The organism is Legionella pneumophila subsp. pascullei (assembly GCF_900637585.1).
Taxonomy (GTDB): domain Bacteria; phylum Pseudomonadota; class Gammaproteobacteria; order Legionellales; family Legionellaceae; genus Legionella; species Legionella pascullei.
Genome location: NZ_LR134380.1, coordinates 1,941,400 through 1,963,278, shown reverse-complemented (window position 1 = coordinate 1,963,278; position 21,879 = coordinate 1,941,400). Strand labels below are relative to the sequence as shown.

The following is a 21,879-nucleotide window of genomic DNA, read 5'->3' as shown; positions in this document are numbered from 1 at the left end:
ATGAGTGTAGAAATACAACAAGCGAACAGCATAAGCCCTAATATCACTTTCAGTGAATCAGCAATAAAGCACTTGGTTTCCTATTTGGAGCAAAATCCAGGGAGCATAGGAGTGAGATTGTCAGTAAAAAAGACAGGGTGTTCGGGGTTATCCTATGTAGTCGATTATGTAAAAGAGCCTTTAGAAGGAGATATGGTAGTTTCTTTATCCGATAACTATCTGGTATGTGTTGACAGAACAAGTTATCCATTTCTTAAAAATATGCAAGTTGATTATGTGAAACAAGGGTTAAATTACAAATTTGTTTTTAATAATCCTAATCAGACTGGGCAATGTGGTTGTGGAGAGAGTTTTACTGTGACTTAGTAAAATAAGCAAAAAATCGAAAATGTCTCTTTAATAATATTATTAATAAGCGACTGGCTTGAATCCTGTATTAAAGTAAGGTCGCTCTATCAATTTTGTGATCTAATTCTCTTTATTAATTAAATTATTAATACCTGAAATATTTCCAATTATAAAGGAAATGTTTACCTCTTTAATGCTTAATAATTATTATTTCAAAAGTAAATTTTTAGAAAATTAAGTGCAATTATTTTTACAAACCTAACTAAAATGATACAATAGAGACTTAATAATTCCTTAATAAATGAATATCATTGAAACAATGTTTACACTCTTTGAGATATTTGATATTATATCGGTCATGGTGTTAGAGCCAAATTAATGTGCTGGACATGAATTATGTTCATTAAATTTGTATTAGGAGATTAAAATGAGTGCAGTTATGCAACAAGTGACGCAAGGTAATGATGCCCTGTCACATCAAGTAGTTAGCGCAGTGAAAGGTTATTTAACAAGTGTCGGCAGTAAAGATGCTAATTTAAACTTGTATCAATTAATTGTTGAGGAAGTAGAAGCGCCTTTATTCCGTACTGTTATGGAATTAACTCGTTATAACCAATCAAAAGCTGCTCGAGTTCTTGGTGTAAGTCGTGGAACTTTGCGTACTAAATTAAAGCGTTATTTCGATGATGAATTCATTGGTACCCGTGATTTTTAATTCAGTTGTGTAGTTAATATTTTCCAAGTTCAGTTATTCTTCGCGGTATTCTAATAGAAATTCATCGTTAATTATGGCCTTTGCCTGGGCACTCTGCTAATATTGAAATCAGAGTCGGTCAGGCAATCGCTCCTTGCCTAAAGGCAAGGGGAGGAAAGTCCGGGCTCCATAGGGCAGAGTGCCAGGTAACTCCTGGGAGGTGTGAGCCTACGGAAAGTGCCACAGAAAATATACCGCCTTCTATTCCTTTTGGAGTCGTAGGTAAGGGTGAAATGGTGCGGTAAGAGCGCACCGCGCGATTGGTAACAATCGTGGCAGGGAAAACCCCACTCGGAGCAAGACCAAATAGGAATCCATTTGACTGCAAAGTCATAACGTATGGCCCATACGGGGTTCGGGTAGGTCGCTTGAGGCATGCGGTGACGTATGTCCCAGATGAATGGTTGCCCACGACAGAACCCGGCTTATCGACCGACTCATATCAATATTTGGTGTCAATGCATACCATTATATGCCTTTAGTCCCTATATGAAGCAGGGGGTAAAGTCGCCATACAAAAATGACATACCAAGCTATATAACAGTTATACACTCAAGGGAAATCTCGGCCATTTCACTTTCAATTGCTTCCTCTATTGAGTCAGTTGTTGCTTGATCCACTACTTGAGCTGACTCAATAAATCCAACGGTATCAGATGCCTCTTGGGCACTGTCGGCGGTATCCGTTGCGTCGGCAGTGTCTGTTGCATCAGTAGTATCTGATGCGTCAGTAGTATCTGATGAGATGGTTTCAGTTGTTTCAGCATCAGAGATGCTTCCATCTGTGCCAGCGGGAGTGTTTACCTGACCCTCAGCAGGAAAGGCACCAGCTACAACCCCCTGCGGTGTGGCTATGTAACTTCCAGGAGTGTAATTATTTATATTTCCTTCTATTAAGTTAAAATAAGTTTGTTTATCGGATTTTACAAATATTTCGGCAGCTGTCCCTGTAATTGCCATTGCTATCACGGGTGTTTTCAGGCTTTCATTTGACTTCCCTGTAGTTTTAAATTTTATTTTTCCTTGGGATAATTCAGCCTTGATTTGAACATCAGATGCATTTGGGGAAAAGGCTAGAATTTTATATCTGGAGTTCTCACCTATATTTACCAGAGTCCCGTTTTTATATTTGATGTTGATGAGAGCACCTGTTCCGGTAACAATGGTGTCCCCTTGCTCCAATTGAGAACCTCTTGAGAGGGAGTACTCCTTGCCTTCTCTGACTGACGTGACTTTTTGTTTGGCGAATAATACCGTGGCTACTGGTTGCGCAAATGCATTGGTTATAACAAAAACTAGACTAATATAGATCAGTTTTTTCATGAGCTACTCCTAACGGATATAATTGGCAATAGTTGGTGGTCTGGCTATATATCACATCTCTATACCAAGATAAAATGTAGTAGTTCTTATATTGTCGCCAATTAACTGAACTGGTTGCGGAGAAATGGGGCCGCTTATTGGAAAGAAATATATTGAACAAGTACTTCCAGGTGGAACTACATCACACCCACTTTCAATCACATCAACAAGAAACTCAAGTGAGCTTGGAAGTACAGCTTCAATATGGGTTGCTGTAACAACAGAAGAGTGGTTAGTCACATGGAGTATTCCTGGGGTACCAGGGTTTGCAAGATGAAGAAGTATGGTACAACTTGTGATCGATTGGAGTGAGCAATTGGCAATTGAATCGATTTTGTTGTTGGAAATTAATGTGATTGTAGTCTCTGCCATTTTTTTGGAGTGTCCTGGTTTTTCAGCCCACACAGTATGAGTTATTGAAGAGAGTAATAAAAAAAATGCAATCATTGATATCGTAAACAGCCGAATTGTTTTCATAATCCTTCCTATTGCGGTATTTAAAATTTCTTCTTGACCTTACTTCCTGGTATGAACATAAACCCCATTCCAGTCAGACGAAGGAGGTCTTTTTTTGAATGACGCTATTCTTTCAATATACATTTGGTACAAATATATTCCAGGATTTTCATTTTTTAATTCATTGAAGATGTACTCTGCAATAAGCCAATCCTGATTGTAATAGTGGGCTAATGCAGTTTCATACTTTTCTTGTTCCTGCAGAAGCCTTTCAGATGCCTCAGTAACAATACCTAGAGGTTGGTAAATAGTCAATGGAGTTTTTCGACCTTTGACCGCCACTTTATCTATCGTACGCCACAAGATGTTATTGAGGCAGGAACAAGTTTTATCATTCGTCAGTATATTGACTCGGTAGAATTTGGTTAGACCCTCTAATCTGGAAGCAAGATTAACTGTATCTCCCAGAACAGTATAGGCTCGACGAAATTCAGAACCCATGTCACCAACGTTCATAGGACCAGTTGCTATACCTACTCCAATATCAACTTGTGGCAGCCCATGCTCCAATAAATTGTCATTAATTTGGGGTAAGTGCTCAAAGAAGGAGAGAGAACATAAAACGGCGTGACTCGCATGCTCTTTGTCTTCTATCGGTGCTCCCCAGAATGCTACTATCATATCTCCAACGTATTTATCAATTGTTCCTCTATGTTCAAAAATGATTTTGGTCATTGGGGTAAAAAAAGAATTTAACAATAGTTTTACACCACCTGCACCAAGTGCTTCGCTCATTGTTGTGAAGTTACGTATGTCAGTAAACAGAACTGTCATTTCACGGTTCAACCCTTCCATAGCGTGGTGTTCAGGATGTTCTATTAATTCTTTGACGTATTCTTTTGGTACGTATTGACCGAACAATTCACTTATTCGTCTTTTTTGCCGCTTTTCAATAACATAGGAATAGAAAAAATTAACAAAAGTTTGCAAGGTAGTGATGGTTAATAAAAATGCCGGGGGGATGTAATTATTGTAAAATACGAACAGGACAAGAGTATTAGTCAATATTATTACAGTCGTTATCAAAAAGACTATTAATTTGCCAAATATACCAAAAGAAGAAAATACAAACGCAAATAACAAGCCAAAAATCACTAAACAAAGTTTTCCTTGCAATGATTCCCAGTCAAATTCTCGGGGAATTTTTTGTTCTACCAGCCCTTTCACTATATTGCCGACTATTTCAACTCCAGGAAATAATTGGGCGACTGGTGTATGGTGCAAATCAGATAAGAGAGTTATGGATGAGCCAACCAAGGCGATACTTCCAGCCAATTCCTCAGGATTGAATTGATTGTTCAATATATCGGTCGCTGAATAATAATTTAGTGTTCCTGGGCCGCCCCAAAATGGAATAAGAATTTGGCCTTTGCGATTTGTGGGGATTTGGGTTCCGTCTAATTCTATACCTGTCAATTGGTCGTTATATTTTTTCAGAGAAATCTTGTCAGTTAAGAGGTAATTCATTGCTATTGCCAAAGATAAACTGGGATAGAGGTTATTTTTATAATTGGCCAATAAAAGAGCATGTCTTATAATCCCATCTTTATCGGGTAAGTTAGTAACAAACCCGCCAGAAGCTGCAGCTGTAGTAAATGCTGCCAAATTACTGTTGAAATTAGTAAACTGATACACTGATAGTTTATTTTCCAGGAGAGGTTTGTTGTCAGTATCTCTTAATGGTGTCGGTAAAGAGCCTTTTCTAATATCTTCGCTATTATGAAAAAAAAAACCAAGTACCGCATTATTCTTGCCTAAAGCGTTAACAAGCTTTTGATCATTATCAACTTGATTTGCAATGCTATTTAATGTGGTAATCAACCGTTTTTGATCTGTTGTCATTTTTCCAGAAAATTGACTCAGTTTTTCTATGAGAGCTAAAGCATAATTCGTTTCCGCTTCTGACATGACTATATCGAAACCAACAGTGACCACACCATTCTCTTGTAATTTATTTAATAATTCAGCTATCTTACTTCTTGGCCATGGCCATCTTCCTTGTTGTTCTAATGATTTATCATCAATATCGATGATAATAACTTTAAGGCTTTCAGGCTTTGAATGCCAATTGAGGTTGATTATTTGATCATAAATTCTTCCTTCAATTTGGGAGATTAGTGAGCTGAGTGGGGGAACATTAAAGAGCAAGGTGAGTAATACCAATAGGGTCACTGCCAGCCCCAGGAAAAATTCAGTCCACTTTATATGATTGAGGAATTGAGGGAAATAAAGTGTCAGTTTATTCACGAAAATTATCCTTTTGCTACTCTTAAATAAAAGATGAAAGAGCTATCTCTTTATTAAACAGTATATAGTCTGCGAAGGAAGGGCATAAATAATGTTTTTCAGCCGTGTTGATCACAGATATGTTTGATCCATGTTACTACATAAATAACTTTCGTGCCTCTGGTATGGAAGAACAATAAATAAACTACTATACAACTAACTAATCAAATCGGTACTCCAATCCAGCAGTCGTTTGATAACTTTCAAAAATGTTTCCTGCGCTGTAATATTTTTCTTCTAGCCTTAAAGTTACTTGTTTATTATTAAAAATAACACCAGCACCAAGTTTGTAGCCATTTTTATCCATATTGAGCTGAGGTAGAGATCCATTAATTTGTTGTGTAAGTATAGGTCGGCTATTGGTGAAATCTGCAATTTGAATCAAACCACCGTTAACAAAAGGGGTTAATGGTGGATTGAGTTTGTAACTGATTTCAGTCCCTTCCATAACATAGGTTGTTTTTGTAGTTAAAGGCGCTATGATTTGCCCGCGTTGGTTGGACTGGAAGGCTAATATATAACTACCCGAATTAATTTGACTGTATAATATTCCCACATAGCTTCTTAGAGATACTTTTTTCCATCGTTTTCTGTAAACTGCATTGATGCTGGCAAGCCAGTTGTCATTAGTATGTTTTGAAAAAGCGATATCAGGGATAGTGCGATTTATCAAAGTTTGTGAGTTTATTCTGTTTTGACCATATCCTCCAGCAATATCTATATCAAATTTTGGAGTTATTATTTTACGCATATGTCCAAACAATGTGTTGTTATGAATCGTTTGACTGGAAGGAATCGGAGTATTGGGAAACAATCGAAATTGAGAGCTCACCTCAGTATCTATATTTAAAACATAAAGACCTGCAATGATGCTCGGTACTGGAGAAATATGATCAGCACCTATTGAATAAAGATTGGAATGCCCATTGTACCGATTGAAATTAAGACCAGCTGTCGAATCAAAGTTAAAATCTATATAGCTGTAAGCAAATTCAGGCGTGATTTTCTTTAAAAAGTTATTAGCGTTTTTTGTGCTCTTATTGTCATTTATATTTTGTGCTCTTGATGCTGAGCTATCAGGAATTTTAGCATAGGCTGATTGTGTGCTTAGTATTACTCCTATCATTGATAACAAAAACTTTATTTTCATTATTTCAAAAATCCTTAGCGAAATGACAAATTAATTAGCTTGAAATAATACCGGGAAAAAAGTCATGTATGCAATTAATTCTATATGAAAATTGGTTACAATATTCTACTATAATTGAATGCTTGCATTATACCTTCTGACAAAAAGATGATAATAGCTGGCAATCAATCAACAAAGCCATAAATGAGCATTGTGAATTATAAAAATATTGCATCATCCAAGATGTTTTTTTAATAACAGATTGATTTGCTCGGGATTTGCTTTCCCTTTAGTTTGTTTCATCGCTTGTCCGATAAAAAAAGCTAATAATTTCTCTTTACCGGCTTTGTATTCTGTAACTTGTTCGGGATATTGTTTGATTATTTGCTCAACTATTTCTTCCAGTGCCGAGTTGTCATTCTGTTGCTGGTAGCCTTCGCGTTCAATAATCGCATCGATATCTTCTTCGCCTGCACAAAGCATACTGAAAATATTTTTAGCAATACTGGAAGAGATTTTTTTCTCATGAATTTTGCTAAGGAAAGCAGCCATGGTTTTAGCTGAAATTGGTGGTGTTTCAAAGGTTAGGTTGTGTTCATTAAGAAAGGCGGCATATTGGCCTTTTAACCAGTTGATAATTGTTTTATCAGCAGCCGGACAAAGGGATTTAATTTTTTTGTAATATTGATAAGTGTCCGGTGATGATAATATGAAATTAATGTCTTCATCATTTAGGGACGGAGTGTTTTTTAATTCTTTGGAAATTGCTTCAGGCAAGTCCGGCAGGTTATTTTTAATCTCTTCAATTTGTTCTTTGTCAATATGAATTGGTAATAAATCAGGATCAGGAAAATAACGGTAATCATTTTCATTTTCCTTGCCTCTCATCGCCTGAGTTGTGTTATTGTCAGGATTGTAAAGGCGAGTCTCCTGGATGACTGACAGACCGCTTTCCAATATATCTTGGTGTCTTGCCTGTTCAAAAGCAATGGCTTTTTCAATAAAACGAAATGAATTCAGATTCTTAAGTTCTGTTCGTGTGCCTAAAACTGAGCTGCCTTTAGGTTTTATAGACAGATTGACGTCACACCGAAAAGAACCTTCTTGCATATTGCCATCGCATATTCCAAGGAATCTCACTAATTGATGCAGCGTTTTTAAATAATTAATCGCCTCTTCAGCCGAGTACAGGCAAGGGGTTGTGACTATTTCCAATAGTGGGGTACCTGCTCTGTTGAGGTCGATCCCGGTGTAATCAGTATGGGCATCGTGTAGGGATTTGCCAGCATCTTCTTCTAAATGAGCGCGTGCAATATGGACTGTTTTTTCCAGATTATCACCAAGCTGTATATTTAAATAGCCATTAGTAACAATGGGTTTTTGATACTGACTGATTTGATAGCCTTTGGGTAAGTCAGGATAAAAATAATTTTTGCGTTCAAAAACAGACAAATCATTAATGGTTCCATGAATTGCCAAACCAAATTGGATAGCCATTATGATGGCTTGTTCATTTAACACAGGTAGAACACCAGGCAAACCAGCATCGATAAAACTCGTTTGCGAGTTAGGGGTGGCACCAAAAGCAGTAGATGCTCCTGAAAATAACTTTGATTTGGTTTTTAATTGAGCATGTACCTCAAGACCAATGACGGTATCCCATTCCATATATCACCCTTGCTTGTTAGGATTGGCTAAATGCCAGTTGGTATGTTGCTGATAATGATGTGCGATTGCAAGCAAACGACTTTCACTAAAGTGTTTGCCCATTAATTGCAAACCAATTGGCAGCTTATTCTCAAAACCAGTTGGTATAGAAACAGCCGGCAGACCCCCGAGATTAGCCGCTACAGTAAATACATCTGCCAAATAATTTTGTATGGGATCATCTATTTTTTCACCCAGTTTAAAAGCGGTGGTAGGGGTTGTTGGTCCAAGGATAACATCTACAGAATTTAAAGTTGTAATTAATTCATCTCGAATCAAGCGCCTGACTTTTTGTGCATGTAAATAGTAGGCGTCAAAAAAACCTGATGAGAGCACATGGGTTCCAGTTAGGATTCGGCGTTTTACTTCATTACCAAAACCTTCACTTCGAGAGTTAGTGATTAATTCAATTAAGCTTGAAGCGGATTTACTCCGGTGGCCAAATCTTAAGCCATCATAACGCGAAAGGTTTGATGAAGCTTCCGCACAAGCTATAACATAGTAGCATGGTACCCACAGTGGCTGAAGCTTCAAATCAATTTCAATTATTTCAGCTCCTAGGTTCTCGAATAGTTTCACTGCCTCATGTATGGCATTTTGGATGCCTTTTTCGACTTGAGGTTGAAAAAAACAGGAAGGAAGTCCTATGCGTATTTTATCTATTGGTTTTTTAATTTCTGCTGAATAATCAGGTATGACTGTATCAACCGACGTGGAATCCCTACTATCAAATCCAGCCATACAGTGAAGTATTATGGCAAGATCTTCCGCTGACCTGGCAAATGGGCCCGCTTGATCAAGGCTTGAGGCAAAGGCAACCATTCCGAATCGAGAGACTAATCCATAGGTGGGTTTTATCCCACTGATCCCGCAAAAGGCAGCTGGTTGACGAATTGAGCCACCGGTATCTGAGCCAATTGCAAAAGGAACTAAGTTTGCAGCAACAGCTGCTGCGGAACCACCTGATGATCCACCTGGCACTCTTTCCTTATCCCACGGGTTTTTTACAGGGCCAAAATAACTGTTTTCATTAGAGGAACCCATGGCAAATTCATCCATATTGGTTTTTCCAATCATAATTGCGCCATTTTGCTTTAATTTTGTGACGATAGTGGCGTTATAGGGAGCCTGAAAATTGGCCAGCATTTTCGAAGCACAAGTTGTATTTAATCGTTTTGTACAAAACAAATCCTTGAGGGCCATGGGAATTCCAGTCAGGAGTTTTCCCTCCCCATTTTTTAGTATCAAATCAGCCGATTGCGCTTCTTTAAGAGCCTGCTCTTCATCAAGACTGATGAATACGTTCAAGTCTTTATTATTTTGAATTTTGTTAATACAGTATTGTGTTAATTCAACACTTGAAAATTCTCGATCATGAAGAGCCTTTGATAATTGAGCCAGTGAGTATTGTTCCATTGTTATTTATCCGATGATATCACCTTGGGAACCAAATATAAGTTATCCTCAAATAAAGGCGCCATGGCTTCTAATTCAGCAAGACATTCCGCTTCTGTTATTTCATCTGGCCTTAAGCGTTGATTTAGTGCCAAGGGATGAAAAAGAGGTGCTACTTGGCTTGTATCAATTGTTTTGAGCTGGTCAACAAAATCCATGATTGCACTTACTTCTTGAGTTAATTTTGCAGAATGCTCAGAATCTTCGTTTAAATAAGCCAATTTTGAAATATTTTCAAGATCTTTAGCAGAGAGAGTCATGACCATATCCAAATATAAGGGTTTTACATTATAGCGGTATTGTTCTAAAAATGAAGTATTAGTTTAATTATCTTTTAGTCTGTTGAGCCAGTTTGCGTTCTTTGTTCTTGGGATCCTGTTTCATCATGACTGCAATAATGTTTTTTTGAAGCAGGATTTGCAGTCTATCCTGAAGACATAAATAGCAATCATATTGAAATGTTACAAGATTCTTGCAGAACAGTGGTTTTACAGTAGAATGAATATTTGTACGAATTAAATGATAGAGAATGGTATTCATGTTACAACAATATAAAACTCTCGGCGGTGTTCATGTTGAGTTTTCTCAACAAGAGTTGGATTATCAACAAGGCATAGACTTTCTGCTTGAAAGTCTTGATTCCCAGAGAGGAGCTGTATTTGCTTCAAGCTTTGAATATCCAGGACGCTATACTTGTTGGGACATGGGTTTTTATAATCCCCCATTAGTTATGATCTGTCAAAGTAGTACTATCCGCTTAGAGGCATTAAATCAACGGGGAGAAATATTATTATCTTTTCTTTATCCGTTATTAAAAACAACAGATTCATGGGAGATAATTAGCCAAACAGCCTCATTTTGTCAGCTAAAAATTAAATCATCAGACAAAGTATTTAGCGAGGAAGAGCGAAGTCATCAACCGTCAGTATTTAGTATAATCCGACTCTTATTGAATTTTTTTAAAACAGAAGAAGATTCTTACCTAGGTTTATATGGTGCTTTTGGGTTTGACCTGATTTATCAATTTGAACAGTTGGAACGATGTAAACCAAGAAATGAAACACAAAGAGATATGGTTCTTTATCTGCCTGATGAAATTTACATAGTGAATCACCGTAAGGAAGAGGCCTTTGTTAGACGCTATGATTTTCAATATCAGGGCCGATCAACTCAATCTTTGTCCAGAGAAGGAAAATATGCACCCTATCAACCTATTCATAAACCGGAAAAAAGCTGTGATCATGAACCAGGTGAGTATGCCGAAGTGGTCAAGAAAGCCAAAAAAAAATTTTCCTGTGGTGATTTGTTTGAAGTGGTTCCAAGCCAAACTTTCTATACTCACTTTGCTGAAAAGCCCTCAACATTATTTCGTCAAATGCGAGAAATAAATCCATCGCCATATGGTTTTTTTATTAATTTGGGCGACGAAGAATATCTGGTAGGCGCTTCACCTGAAATGTATGTTCGTGTTCAAGGCAAAAGAGTAGAAACTTGCCCTATCTCGGGTACTATCAAACGGGGAGCGGATGCTATTGAGGATGCTCACAATATTCAGACATTATTAGATTCAGAGAAAGAAGCATCAGAATTAACCATGTGTACCGATGTGGACAGGAATGATAAGTCAAGAATTTGCGAAGCAGGGAGTGTAAAAGTCATTGGGCGCCGTCAAATTGAAATGTATTCCCGATTGATTCATACAGTGGATCATGTGGAGGGTATTTTAAGAGATGGATTTGATGCAGTAGATGCTTTTTTAACTCATATGTGGGTTGTTACTGTAACCGGTGCGCCTAAAATTTGGGCTATGAATTTTATTGAACAACACGAGAAATCTCCACGTAAATGGTATGCAGGAGCTGTAGGATGGTTTGGTTTTGATGGAAACTTGAATACGGGATTGGTCTTAAGAACGGTGAGAATAGAAAAGGGAGTTGCAGAAATTAGAGTAGGTGCTACTTTACTTTATGACTCTATCCCTGAAGCAGAGGAAGAGGAGACGAGATTAAAGGCTTCCGCATTTTTAGACATTTTACAAAAACCATGGTTAAAAGCTAAAAAGAAAACAGAGGATATCGCTCTGGTAGGGAAAAATAAAAAAGTTTTACTTATCGATCATCAAGATTCCTTTGTTCATACTTTGGCAAATTATTTAAGGCAAACAGGAGCTGACGTTATTACGGTTCGTTATGACAAGGCAATTGGCTATTTACAGAATAATCATTTTGATTTGATCGTATTATCACCTGGCCCAGGCAAACCAATTGATTTTAAGCTTTCAGAAACAATCGAGGTGATACTCTCAAAGAAAATACCATTATTTGGTGTTTGTTTGGGTCTACAAGGTATTGTTGAGTATTTTGGAGGGGTTTTGGATGTTCTTGATTATCCTATGCATGGAAAGTCCTCATTAATTAGGGTATTAAATACCAAGGGTTTGTTCACAGGCTTGGGAGATTGTTTTAAAGCGGGAAGATACCATTCACTCTATGCCAGATCAGAGGCTTTACCCAATGAATTATTGGTTACTGCTGTAAGTGAAGATGATGTCATTATGGCGGTTTCTCATGAGTATCTACCTGTGCATGCGGTTCAATTTCATCCTGAGACAATTTTGTCTTTATCGGACCAAGTCGGTTTAAAAATAATCATCAATTTGATGAACATGGTGAAGGATAATGGGTAAAAAAATACTGATTTTATATTTTGTATCAGTTTTATTAGGGATATTAACAGGCACAATTGCTTCTTTATTTCAACTGACTATTCAACAGGTAGATCATTTATTGGAGCAATTATTTCGTATCGCTGGCAGTTATGGGCTTCCTGAAGGAATGGTTTCCGCCTTGATATCCATGATGATGCTATTTATCGCTTGGATGATGGTGAAATACATCGCGCCAGAAGCGGCAGGAAGTGGTGTGCAAGAAATTGAAGGTACTTTACTTCATGTGAGACCAATATTTTGGAAGCGCCTGATACCAGTAAAATTTTTTGGGGGTGTGTTATCTATATCGGCAAAAATGGTTATGGGAAGAGAAGGGCCTACTATTCAGATGGGTGGTAATCTCGGACAGATGCTTGGAGAGTTGTTTCGGCTTACACGCCGTCGCCGGGATACTTTAATAGCCGCTGGTTCTGCAGCTGGTTTAGCTGCGGCATTTAATGCCCCTTTGGCTGGTGTGCTCTTTGTCATGGAGGAAATGCGTAACCAGTTTAATTATTCATTTACCAATTTTAAAATGGTGGTTATTTGCTGTGTAATGGCAACGATTGTTTTGCATCTTATCATAGGTTCACAACCGGCTATTCAAATGGAAGTTTTTGAATTACCCACGCTGGGGTCTTTGTGGCTATTCTTTGTTTTTGGAATATTAATGGGGTTAATTGGTTTATTATTCAATGTCACGCTCATGAGAACTGTTGGATGGTTGGATAAACAAAATCCCAAACACAAGAAATATTATATTTTAGCCGTTGGATTGTTAGTTGGGTATCTGGCTTATTCTTATCCAGCTACTGTCGGAGGTGGCTATGTGATTATCAGTGAAGCACTGACTATGTCACCTGCGTTTAGTGTATTATGCAGTCTTATTGTTATCAGGTTTATTATGACGATGTTATCCTACTCAAGTGGTGTGCCTGGCGGGATTTTTGCCCCAATGCTGGCTTTGGGAACACTATTTGGATTAGGTTTTTTCCATTTATTCCAATGGTTGAGTATGGATTTTTCAATTGAACCTGGAATGTTTGCGGTTGCAGGTATGGGAGCGCTTTTTGCAGCCGCAGTACGATCGCCAATTACTGGTGTGGTCCTGGTTGTTGAAATGACTAAAAATTACTCTCTAATTCTTCCTCTTATGATCTCATGCATCACGGCAACCATTGTGGTGCAATTAGCACGTAATGAGCCAATTTATACTCAATTATTAGAGCGAACTTTGCGACTCAATGCAAAATGAGTCTGAATATCTCAAGATGTATTGATAGTTGAGCTATGAGGAATGAGAATAAAGAGTAAGAAGAGTTTTTGGTTTATCAACAAAGAAGCATGAGCTCGATGGACATTGCCAAGGTGGTTTCGAAAAGGTCAGTGCGTGTAATATTGAACTCATGAGATATTAGTGAACCTTGGGATTACTTAGCTACGCGAATGACTATTTTTCCAAAATGAGAGCCCTGCTGCATACGTTGCTGTGCTGTCTCTATTTGATTTAGCTCAAACTCCGAGTCAATTACTGGTTTAATTTTGTCGTTTTCAAATGCATTAAACCAATGGTTATGAGCCAATTTCCAAAGCCTCGATTTTTCTTTAATGCTTTGTGACCTGAGTACAAATCCAATGATTTGTAGCCTTTTTTGCATGAGCAATGCCAGACTGCATTCTACTTTGCTTCCCTTAAGGCAAGCAATTTGGATTAATTTACCGTGAGGTTTCAGCAAATGTAAGTGTTTGTTAAAATAATCCCCACCAACAAAGTCAATGATCAAATCGACAGAATTGTCCTCAATTAGTAATTCAAAATCCTGTTCCTTGTAATGAATGACTTGATCAGCACCCAAGGCATACGCTTTTTCTATTTTATTTGAATCACCTACTGTGGTTATCACTTTAGCTGTTGTTAATTTAGCCATTTGTATGGCTAATGAGGCTATTCCGCTTCCTGCGCCATGAATCAATAATGTTTGTCCTGCACTTAAGCCACCTAAATCGTACAAGGTCGCATAGACTGTAGTTAACGCTTCCGGGAGTGCTGCAGCAAGTGAAAAATTCCAATGGGTGGGAATGTGATGGGCTAAAGAAGCTGCTACTGGACAAATTTCAGCATAACCTCCACTCCCTACAAGACCATAAATTTTATCACCCGGTTTAAACTGTTTTACCTTGGCTCCACTGGCTATTACTTCTCCGGCCACTTCTAGTCCGGGTATGTCGGATTCTCCCGGAGGAGGGGGGTATTTACCATATTTTTGCATTAAATCAGCTCTATTCAATGCGGTGGCTTTGACGCGCACAAGAATTTGAGATTCATTAAAACCAGGATTTGGACCTTCGACAAGGGCTAACTCACTATGAGGCCCTGGATTATTAATTTGTATGTAATGCAAGATAAGATCCTTTTTAAGGTAAGAATGCATAGTATGATAATTTACTATATTATATCTTTTACAACTCGCATAATGATTTAAAATCGATATAATCTTATTTTAAACTATTGCGATGATACTTGTCTTTTTAACAACTACATGGTTAGTTAATGTCTAAATTTAATCATCAGAGTTTATTTGCCTGGCTATTTATAATTCCTCAGCTGGTAGTTACTATTATTTTTTTTATTTGGCCTGCATGCAGCGCTTTACTCCAATCCTTTTTCTATACTGATGCTTTTGGTTTGTATAAGCACTTTGCCGGATTTACAAATTTCTTTGACTTATTTCTTGACCCCGCTTATGCAAAAGCCCTATGGGTTACTTTTGTAATTGCAGGTAGTGTCACGTTTATTACTATGAGTTCAGGGCTCTTGATGGCCACTTTAGTAAATTATAGAGGCAAAAGCCAAGGAATTTATAAGACTTTATTAATATGGCCTTATGCAATAGCTCCTGCTGTTGCCGCAATACTTTGGCGATTTTTATGTCATCCAACTTTAGGATGGTTGACTCAGGCACTGGAGTTTTTGGGAATTCATTTTAATTATGTCAATGACGCGAATCAGGCTTTAGTGGTTGTCATTTTAACTGCGAGTTGGCAACAATTTAGTTACAATTTTTTATTTTATTTTGCTGCTCTTAAAGCAGTTCCTCAGACATTAATTGATGCAGCAATCATGGATGGGGCTAATGCATGGCAACGATTCTGGCAAATCATTTTCCCCATCCTGTCGCCCACCACCTTTTTTCTGTTACTAATGAATTTAATTTATGGTTTTTTCGATACATTTGGAATTATTCAAGTCATGACACACGGCGGTCCCGGTAATAGCACAACTAACTTAATCTATAAGGTGTATGAAGACGGTTTTGAGGGAATGGATTTGGGTAGTTCATCAGCTCAATCTGTATTATTGATGATTATTGTAATTGGTGTGTCCTTATTACAATTTAAATACCTTGAAAAAAAGGTTCATTACGAATGAGACAATTAAAACGTTTTGGGTCGCATGGGTTAATATTATTATTTATAGGATTGATGATGGCGCCTTTGTACTTGGCTATAGTTGCCGCAAGTAATGAAGGAACTGCCATGATGCATTCTCAATTGTCATTAATTCCAGGGACTTCATTTTTCAAAAATATTAAAAGTGTGCTGACTGAAGGTTTGGCTGTAACTGGTGGTGAACCTATCACTTCCATGCTAATTAATAGCTTATTTATGGCTTTTATCATTGCAGTGGGTAAGATTATTCTGGCTCTGGGATCTGCTTTTGCATTGGTATATTTTGATTTTCCTTTTAAAAAATCTTGTTTTGCCTTGATATTTGCAACGATGATGTTGCCAGTGGAAGTAAGAATAGTGCCTACTTTTCAAGTTGTTGCTTCATTTGGTCTATTGAACTCATTTTCTGGTCTAACTTTGCCATTATTAGCATCAGCAACTGGAACTTTTTTATTTCGTCAGTTTTTTAAAACCATATCTAAAGAACTGGTTGACGCTGCTAAATTAGATGGCGCAGGCCCATTGAGATTTTTTATTGATATCGTGTTACCCTTATCAAGAATCCAAATTTCCGCCTTGTTTGTAATCTTATTTGTCTACGGCTGGAATCAATATTTATGGCCTTTAGTCATCACGACAGAAACTAAAATGACGACTATTGTGATGGGAATTCGTTATTTATCAGGTGTAGCGGATCAAGTACCGGAATGGCACTATATTATGGCCGTTGCATTAATCGCACTTGTGCCACCTTGTATGGTGGTTATGCTGATGCAGCGTTGGTTCGAAAAGGGATTGAAATAATGGCAACACTGAATTTGATCGAAGTGTCAAAACAGGTCGGACAAACAACAATTTTGAATCGAATTAATATTGATATCAAAAAGGGCGAATTCATGGTTGTTGTAGGCCCATCAGGTTGCGGTAAATCGACCTTATTGCGATTGATAGCAGGACTTGATGTTTTAAGCTCAGGGAAAATACTTATTAATAATCAATGTGTTAATGATACAGCAGCCGCAAAAAGAGATATGGCGATGGTATTTCAAAATTATGCTCTTTATCCTCATATGACTGTCTTTGATAACATGGCTTATGGTTTAAAATTGAGGCGTCTGAGTAAAGCAGATATTAATAAAAAAGTAGCTGAAGTAGCTAACTTATTGCATTTGACACCTTATCTTGACAGGAAGCCACAAGCACTGTCTGGGGGACAAAGGCAGCGAGTAGCGATGGGTAGAGCTATTGTGCGGTCTCCAGCAGTATATTTATTTGATGAACCATTGTCTAATCTGGATGCAAAATTACGAACTGAGATGCGACATGAAATTAAACGATTGCATCAACAATTTAATACGACCAGTTTATATGTTACTCATGATCAAACTGAAGCAATGACTATGGCTGATAGAATTTTGGTGCTTAATCATGGCGAAGTTGAGCAAATTGGAACACCACAAGAACTGTATCGTAGTCCGGCTACGCGGTTTGTCGCAGGATTTACCGGACACTACCCTATTAATTTTATTTCTGGCAAATACGATAAGAAAATGGATTGTATTCAAACCAACATAGGGATAGCTTATTCAGCTCCCAATTGGCTTCATTCCATTGAAGATAATGCGGATCTTACTTTGGCAATTCGCCCCGAACACATCCAACTATGTTCCAGTCAAAGTAAAGAGGCTGTTGAACTTCATGTAGAATTTGTTGATGATATGGGGGCTGATAAATTGATCCAGGCAAAATGTGTAAAAAATAATGAACAGATTAATTTGAGGATTTCAGCAGAGCAGGTGATTTCAAACAGACAATTACATGTAGAGCTACCCAAATTGAAGTTGCATGTATTTGATCAGAGAACAGGAAAACGAGTGGGAGAGTGGCGTGGCTAAAGAAAAAAACAAACTAAAACCAATTGATGCTCCTATCTATAGTTATTGGCAAGCACTGTATATGTCTTTTTATTCAAAGAGACTTTTTGTTGATGTCGGAAAACATTGGCGTGGAATTGGTTTGATTTATCTATTATTGGTTATTGCTATTTGTTCAATACCGTTTTCTATAAGAATTGCTTCTGATTTTAATAAAACGTTCAATCAGCAAATCATTGAGCCTTTACTGCAATTGCCAACTGTTTATGTACAAAATGGTAATGTTATTTTTGATAAACCAATGCCCTATTTAATCAGAAATGATAGGAATCAGGTAGTAATCATTATAGACACAACAGGACAAGTGACTGATTTCACAGAGAAATATCCTTACCTTAATATTCTGATTAAGAAAAATAGTATTAATTTCTTATTGCCAACACCAGAATTGTTGGGTAGCAGTCCGGTAAATGAACAGAAAGGAGTTCCTATTGTTCAGCCATTAGATAAAGAAATGAATATGGTATTTGATGGCAAAAAAATTATTCAGGATAATGCGATTACTGGTTTGAAATATGCCTCTCAATTGATGATATATCCAATAGTTGTTGCTATTTTATATTCGATTATGGTGACTGTATTGCTGGTCATTGCCTTTTTAGGACAAGTATTTTCCAGAATCTTTTTTTCGTTCACTATATCCTTTAAAAAGTCCAGCCGACTGTTGATGGTCGCATCAACGCCAATGTTGGTGGTTTTGGTAATCATGTTATCGCTTCATTTTATTTTTCCCGGATTTGGAGTGATTTTGTTGATATTATTGGCAGCCTATTACAGTTACGGTGTCTATGGTCTCCGAGATGAAAGCAGGAAAATGGTGCTCAAATGAGAGAGTTAATCCATTTTGCTCATGGCAATGGATTTCCATCACTATGTTACAAACAGCTACTAGAGCAACTGGAAACTCGTTTTGACTGTTGTTTTATAGATAAAATTGGTCATGATCCTGATTATCCCGTAGGAGAAAACTGGTATAACCTGGTTACTGAGATCATTGCAAGCATCAAACGACAAGCAGGGCAACCAGTGATTGCGGTTGGTCATTCTTTAGGTGGGGTGCTGAGTTTGCTCGCTGCGATAGAAGAGCCGCAATTATTTAAAGCGGTCATTATGCTAGACTCACCTCTCATTGGTGCTTTTAAATCAAGCATGGTGAGATTGGCTAAGGCTTTAGGTATCATAGACAGAGTAACTCCAGCTTTTAAAACAAAGAAAAGGCGTGAGCATTGGCAAAACTATGAACAATTAATTTCCTATTTAAAAACCAGGGATTTATTTAAAACATTTACAGAAGAATGTTTGAATGACTATATTAAATATGGTTTAGAATATAAAGAGGATGGATACTATTTGCGTTTTGACAGGCATATTGAATATCAAATATATAGAACAATTCCACATGTTATTCCTCGCTATAAAGGTAAACTTATAGTTCCCGCCGCATTAATCTATGGCGACAAGAGTACTGTGGTTGATAGAATGGACATTCGGTATATGAAAAATCATTTTAATGTAAAATGTTTTAAAACTATGGGGACACATTTATTTCCAATGGAGCACCCTGAAGCTGTAGGAAAGCAAATTATAGAGGTTGTTGATGCTATAATTTGATTAGACGTCTTAACAGGTTTTCAGATTTTGTTATCGAACAAGAAGTCTAATAAATTCTTTAATTTGGATTAGCCTATAATAAGGAGAATTTTGTGTCAGAACTCATATTAATACTAGCAACAATTGGTGCGGCTGGAATTCTATTAACCCGACAGGCATCAATATCGGTATGGGCTATTAGTTATACCATTTTTCTTGGCTTGGTTTTGCAATTCGGTTCTCCTGGCCTATTGTCGCAAATCGTATTGTGGGCAATTGAAGCGGTATTAATTCTAGGCTCCATCAAGCCTTTAAGAAGGGAAGTGTTATCAAAACATTTATTTCAAATAATCAAAAAAAACATGCCTTCTATGTCTACTACTGAAAGAGAGGCCTTGGAAGCCGGTACAGTGAGTTGGGAAGGTGATTTATTCAGTGGCAACCCTAATTTTTCTCTATTAAGGAATGCCCCGACTGTCTTGTTAACTGAAGAAGAGCAGGCTTTTATAGATGGTCCTGTGAATACACTCTGTGAAATGTTAGATGATTGGGATATTACTCATAATAGAACGGATCTTCCTCCTGAGGTTTGGCAATTTATAAAAGAGAATCGTTTTCTGGGAATGATAATTCCAAAGCAGTATGGCGGACTTGGATTTTCTGCTACTGCCCAGATGTCAATTTTGGTAAAAATTTACGGTCGTTCTATTACTGCTGCTACAACTATTTCGGTACCTAATTCACTAGGTCCTGGTGAATTACTTTTAAAGTACGGAACAGAAGAGCAAAAAAATTATTACTTGCCAAGATTGGCCGATGGGAGAGAGATTCCATGTTTTGCATTGACGGGACCTAACGCTGGCTCCGATGCGGCTTCTATCCCTGATAAAGGTGTTGTTTGTAGGCAGGAGTTCAATGGTGAGTTGGTATTGGGAGTTCGGTTGAATTGGGACAAACGATATATTACCTTGTGCCCGGTAGCAACTGTTATTGGTTTGGCGTTTAGAATGTTTGATCCGGACAACTTGCTAGGCAAAGGTGAAGACATTGGTATTTCTTGTGCGCTTATTCCTGCAACAACTCCCGGGATTACAAAGGGACGCAGGCATTTCCCTTTAAATACTGGTTTTTTAAACGGTCCAACTCAAGGCAAAGACGTTTTTATTCCTCTTGATTATTTGATTGGTGGAGCTTCCATGGCAGGTCAAGGATGGCGAATGTTAATGGAGTGCTTGAGCGCGGGGCGTGCAATCTCTTTGCCATCAAGCGCCAGTGGAGGTGCTCAAGCAGTCGCATTAGCATCTGGTGCTTATGCCAGAATTCGCAAACAATTCAACCAACCAATTGGTAAGTTCGAGGGGATAGAGGAACCTCTTGCCAGAATAGCTTCATCAGCTTACATCATTGATTCTTCTTTAACTATGGCTGCAGCGGCTATAGATCATGGGGAAAAACCTTCTGTTGCAGGGGCAATTTTAAAGTATCATACTACTGAAAGAGCAAGACAACTTGCACTGGACGGAATGGATATTCATGGTGGTAAAGGAATATGTCTTGGGCCAAATAATTATATCGGAAGAGGATATCAAGGTTCTCCTATTGGCATTACAGTCGAGGGTGCCAATATTTTAACCAGGAGCTTAATTATTTTCGGACAAGGAGCAATACGTTGCCATCCTTATGTTTTCAAAGAGTTAGAAAGTGTTAGAAACAATGATTTAGTTGCATTTGATGATTCTTTTTTTGCCCATGTGGGTTTTGTTATTACTAACTTTACAAAGTCACTTATTTTTGGATGGACCGATGCTCGTTTTAGCAAATCTCCGGCCAGTTCAGTAAAAAGGTATTATCAATTAATTCATAAGTACAGCTCCAATCTGGCCTTTTTAGCAGATTTTTCAATGATTGTTTTAGGTGGTGAGTTAAAACGAAAGGAAAAACTATCAGCACGTTTAGGTGACATGTTGAGTTGTTTATACATGGCTTCCGCTGTTTTAAAACGATTTTATGAGGATGGGGAACCTCGCGCCGATTTACCTGTAGTTCATTGGAGTTGTCAACAGTTATTGCATGAGTGTGAAATGGCTATGCACGGAGTAATCATTAATTTTCCGGCACGCTGGGCAAGATTTGTCTTGTCATTTGTTCTAAAACCACTAGGCAACAGAAGACACAAACCGGATGATAAATTAGGTCATAAGGTAGCAAGAATACTGATAGAACCTAATGAAACAAGAAATCGAATCACGAGATTGGTTTATAAGAAACCTGGAGATAACTGTCCCTTGGGAAGGATGGAGGAAGCATTCCATAAGATTTGCGCAGTTGAAGAATTGGAGCGTAAAGTGATGAAGGCTGTTAAAGATAATATGCTGCACTCATTGACGTTCCAAGAACAAATACGGGAAGCGCTTGAGCGTCAAATATTGACTCCAGTTGAAGCGAAGCAACTGGAAGAGGCTGAGCAGGCCAGACAGGATGTCATAAGGGTGGATGATTTTTCTGATGAGGATCTGCGGCGTCCATTGTCATATGGCGAGAAGGTAAAATCAGAAAAAAAGATTCCAGCTAAGGATGACATGGAAACGGAAACGGCTTAATAACTTACAGCATTCTTTTCAATAAACCTGGGTAGGGTTATA

The 21,879-nt window shown here is 37.8% G+C and carries 19 protein-coding genes and 1 other RNA gene; 11 read left to right on the top strand and 9 right to left on the bottom strand.

Annotation, left to right across the window (positions count from 1 at the left end; genetic code table 11):
• The 3 genes from EL201_RS08930 (at position 1) to rnpB (ending at position 1,546) form a co-directional block, all read left to right on the top strand.
• Positions 1–366 (top strand): HesB/IscA family protein, encoded by a 366-nt coding sequence (locus EL201_RS08930; RefSeq protein ID WP_027221929.1) that lies wholly within the window; start codon positions 1–3, stop codon positions 364–366.
• Positions 367–775: 409 nt separating this feature from the next.
• Positions 776–1,063: a helix-turn-helix domain-containing protein gene (locus tag EL201_RS08925; protein WP_027221928.1), complete on the top strand. Its 288-nt coding sequence runs from the start codon at positions 776–778 to the stop codon at positions 1,061–1,063.
• A gap of 110 nt (positions 1,064–1,173) precedes the next feature.
• Positions 1,174–1,546, top strand: an RNA gene (gene rnpB, locus EL201_RS08920) — RNase P RNA component class A.
• A gap of 89 nt (positions 1,547–1,635) precedes the next feature.
• Here rnpB and EL201_RS08915 read toward each other — a convergent pair.
• The 8 genes from EL201_RS08915 to EL201_RS08880 form a co-directional block, all read right to left on the bottom strand.
• The gene (locus EL201_RS08915) at positions 1,636–2,424 is read right to left on the bottom strand and encodes a FecR family protein (RefSeq protein WP_027221926.1); all 789 of its coding nucleotides are present in this window, start codon (positions 2,422–2,424) and stop codon (positions 1,636–1,638) included.
• Positions 2,425–2,475: 51 nt separating this feature from the next.
• Positions 2,476–2,940, bottom strand: a complete 465-nt coding sequence (locus EL201_RS08910; protein WP_027221925.1) for a hypothetical protein — start codon at positions 2,938–2,940, stop codon at positions 2,476–2,478.
• A gap of 39 nt (positions 2,941–2,979) precedes the next feature.
• Positions 2,980–5,226 (bottom strand): CHASE2 domain-containing protein, encoded by a 2,247-nt coding sequence (locus tag EL201_RS08905; protein WP_027221924.1) that lies wholly within the window; start codon positions 5,224–5,226, stop codon positions 2,980–2,982.
• Positions 5,227–5,425: 199 nt separating this feature from the next.
• Complete coding sequence (locus EL201_RS08900) at positions 5,426–6,415, bottom strand: autotransporter outer membrane beta-barrel domain-containing protein (protein WP_027221923.1); 990 nt, start codon at positions 6,413–6,415, stop codon at positions 5,426–5,428.
• A gap of 213 nt (positions 6,416–6,628) precedes the next feature.
• Positions 6,629–8,062 (bottom strand): Asp-tRNA(Asn)/Glu-tRNA(Gln) amidotransferase subunit GatB, encoded by a 1,434-nt coding sequence (gene gatB / locus EL201_RS08895; RefSeq protein WP_027221922.1) that lies wholly within the window; start codon positions 8,060–8,062, stop codon positions 6,629–6,631.
• A gap of 3 nt (positions 8,063–8,065) precedes the next feature.
• The gene (gatA, locus tag EL201_RS08890; RefSeq protein WP_027221921.1) at positions 8,066–9,517 is read right to left on the bottom strand and encodes an Asp-tRNA(Asn)/Glu-tRNA(Gln) amidotransferase subunit GatA; all 1,452 of its coding nucleotides are present in this window, start codon (positions 9,515–9,517) and stop codon (positions 8,066–8,068) included.
• A 2-nt stretch (positions 9,518–9,519) separates the two neighbouring features.
• Positions 9,520–9,816 carry an Asp-tRNA(Asn)/Glu-tRNA(Gln) amidotransferase subunit GatC gene (gene gatC / locus EL201_RS08885; RefSeq protein WP_027221920.1) on the bottom strand — a complete coding sequence of 99 codons (297 nt, stop codon included), beginning with the start codon at positions 9,814–9,816 and terminating at the stop codon, positions 9,520–9,522.
• 67 nt (positions 9,817–9,883) lie between these two features.
• A complete protein-coding gene (locus EL201_RS08880; protein WP_027221919.1) occupies positions 9,884–10,096 on the bottom strand; it encodes a hypothetical protein in 213 nt (70 codons plus the stop codon).
• On the opposite strand from EL201_RS08880, the gene EL201_RS08875 reads away from it, so the two are divergent.
• The gene (locus EL201_RS08875) at positions 10,095–12,242 is read left to right on the top strand and encodes an anthranilate synthase component I (protein ID WP_032828839.1); all 2,148 of its coding nucleotides are present in this window, start codon (positions 10,095–10,097) and stop codon (positions 12,240–12,242) included. The two genes, EL201_RS08880 and EL201_RS08875, sit on opposite strands and share 2 nt — an antisense overlap.
• Positions 12,235–13,518: a H(+)/Cl(-) exchange transporter ClcA gene (gene clcA / locus EL201_RS08870; RefSeq protein ID WP_027221917.1), complete on the top strand. Its 1,284-nt coding sequence runs from the start codon at positions 12,235–12,237 to the stop codon at positions 13,516–13,518. Before EL201_RS08875 ends, clcA begins: the two co-directional genes overlap by 8 nt.
• Before the next feature lie 175 nt (positions 13,519–13,693).
• Here clcA and EL201_RS08865 read toward each other — a convergent pair whose 3' ends face one another.
• Positions 13,694–14,695: an NAD(P)H-quinone oxidoreductase gene (locus EL201_RS08865; protein WP_080272986.1), complete on the bottom strand. Its 1,002-nt coding sequence runs from the start codon at positions 14,693–14,695 to the stop codon at positions 13,694–13,696.
• A gap of 119 nt (positions 14,696–14,814) precedes the next feature.
• On the opposite strand from EL201_RS08865, the gene EL201_RS08860 reads away from it, so the two are divergent.
• From EL201_RS08860 to EL201_RS08835, 6 genes are all read left to right on the top strand, one after another.
• Positions 14,815–15,693: an ABC transporter permease subunit gene (locus EL201_RS08860; RefSeq protein WP_027221915.1), complete on the top strand. Its 879-nt coding sequence runs from the start codon at positions 14,815–14,817 to the stop codon at positions 15,691–15,693.
• A complete protein-coding gene (gene ugpE / locus EL201_RS08855; protein ID WP_027221914.1) occupies positions 15,690–16,517 on the top strand; it encodes a sn-glycerol-3-phosphate ABC transporter permease UgpE in 828 nt (275 codons plus the stop codon). The genes EL201_RS08860 and ugpE overlap by 4 nt, the downstream gene beginning before the upstream one ends.
• Positions 16,517–17,608 (top strand): ABC transporter ATP-binding protein, encoded by a 1,092-nt coding sequence (locus EL201_RS08850; protein ID WP_027221913.1) that lies wholly within the window; start codon positions 16,517–16,519, stop codon positions 17,606–17,608. Before ugpE ends, EL201_RS08850 begins: the two co-directional genes overlap by 1 nt.
• Positions 17,559–18,476: a DUF1189 family protein gene (locus EL201_RS08845; protein WP_080272985.1), complete on the top strand. Its 918-nt coding sequence runs from the start codon at positions 17,559–17,561 to the stop codon at positions 18,474–18,476. Before EL201_RS08850 ends, EL201_RS08845 begins: the two co-directional genes overlap by 50 nt.
• Positions 18,473–19,258: an alpha/beta fold hydrolase gene (locus EL201_RS08840; protein WP_027221911.1), complete on the top strand. Its 786-nt coding sequence runs from the start codon at positions 18,473–18,475 to the stop codon at positions 19,256–19,258. Before EL201_RS08845 ends, EL201_RS08840 begins: the two co-directional genes overlap by 4 nt.
• Before the next feature lie 92 nt (positions 19,259–19,350).
• Positions 19,351–21,837 (top strand): acyl-CoA dehydrogenase, encoded by a 2,487-nt coding sequence (locus tag EL201_RS08835; protein WP_027221910.1) that lies wholly within the window; start codon positions 19,351–19,353, stop codon positions 21,835–21,837.
• The last annotated feature ends 42 nt before the right edge of the window (positions 21,838–21,879 follow it).

Bases quoted from the DNA above. Each gene is read 5' to 3' on its own strand.
- EL201_RS08930 (WP_027221929.1), top strand. From the start codon at position 1: ATGAGTGTAGAAATACAACAAGCGAACAGCATAAGCCCTAATATCACT.
- EL201_RS08925 (WP_027221928.1), top strand. From the start codon at position 776: ATGAGTGCAGTTATGCAACAAGTGACGCAAGGTAATGATGCCCTGTCA.
- EL201_RS08915 (WP_027221926.1), bottom strand. From the start codon at position 2,424: ATGAAAAAACTGATCTATATTAGTCTAGTTTTTGTTATAACCAATGCA.
- EL201_RS08910 (WP_027221925.1), bottom strand. From the start codon at position 2,940: ATGAAAACAATTCGGCTGTTTACGATATCAATGATTGCATTTTTTTTA.
- EL201_RS08900 (WP_027221923.1), bottom strand. From the start codon at position 6,415: ATGAAAATAAAGTTTTTGTTATCAATGATAGGAGTAATACTAAGCACA.
- gatB (WP_027221922.1), bottom strand. From the start codon at position 8,062: ATGGAATGGGATACCGTCATTGGTCTTGAGGTACATGCTCAATTAAAA.
- gatA (WP_027221921.1), bottom strand. From the start codon at position 9,517: ATGGAACAATACTCACTGGCTCAATTATCAAAGGCTCTTCATGATCGA.
- gatC (WP_027221920.1), bottom strand. From the start codon at position 9,816: ATGACTCTCTCTGCTAAAGATCTTGAAAATATTTCAAAATTGGCTTAT.
- EL201_RS08875 (WP_032828839.1), top strand. From the start codon at position 10,095: ATGTTACAACAATATAAAACTCTCGGCGGTGTTCATGTTGAGTTTTCT.
- EL201_RS08880 (WP_027221919.1), bottom strand. From the start codon at position 10,096: ATGAATACCATTCTCTATCATTTAATTCGTACAAATATTCATTCTACT.
- clcA (WP_027221917.1), top strand. From the start codon at position 12,235: ATGGGTAAAAAAATACTGATTTTATATTTTGTATCAGTTTTATTAGGG.
- EL201_RS08865 (WP_080272986.1), bottom strand. From the start codon at position 14,695: ATGCATTCTTACCTTAAAAAGGATCTTATCTTGCATTACATACAAATT.
- EL201_RS08860 (WP_027221915.1), top strand. From the start codon at position 14,815: ATGTCTAAATTTAATCATCAGAGTTTATTTGCCTGGCTATTTATAATT.
- ugpE (WP_027221914.1), top strand. From the start codon at position 15,690: ATGAGACAATTAAAACGTTTTGGGTCGCATGGGTTAATATTATTATTT.
- EL201_RS08850 (WP_027221913.1), top strand. From the start codon at position 16,517: ATGGCAACACTGAATTTGATCGAAGTGTCAAAACAGGTCGGACAAACA.
- EL201_RS08845 (WP_080272985.1), top strand. From the start codon at position 17,559: ATGTATTTGATCAGAGAACAGGAAAACGAGTGGGAGAGTGGCGTGGCT.
- EL201_RS08840 (WP_027221911.1), top strand. From the start codon at position 18,473: ATGAGAGAGTTAATCCATTTTGCTCATGGCAATGGATTTCCATCACTA.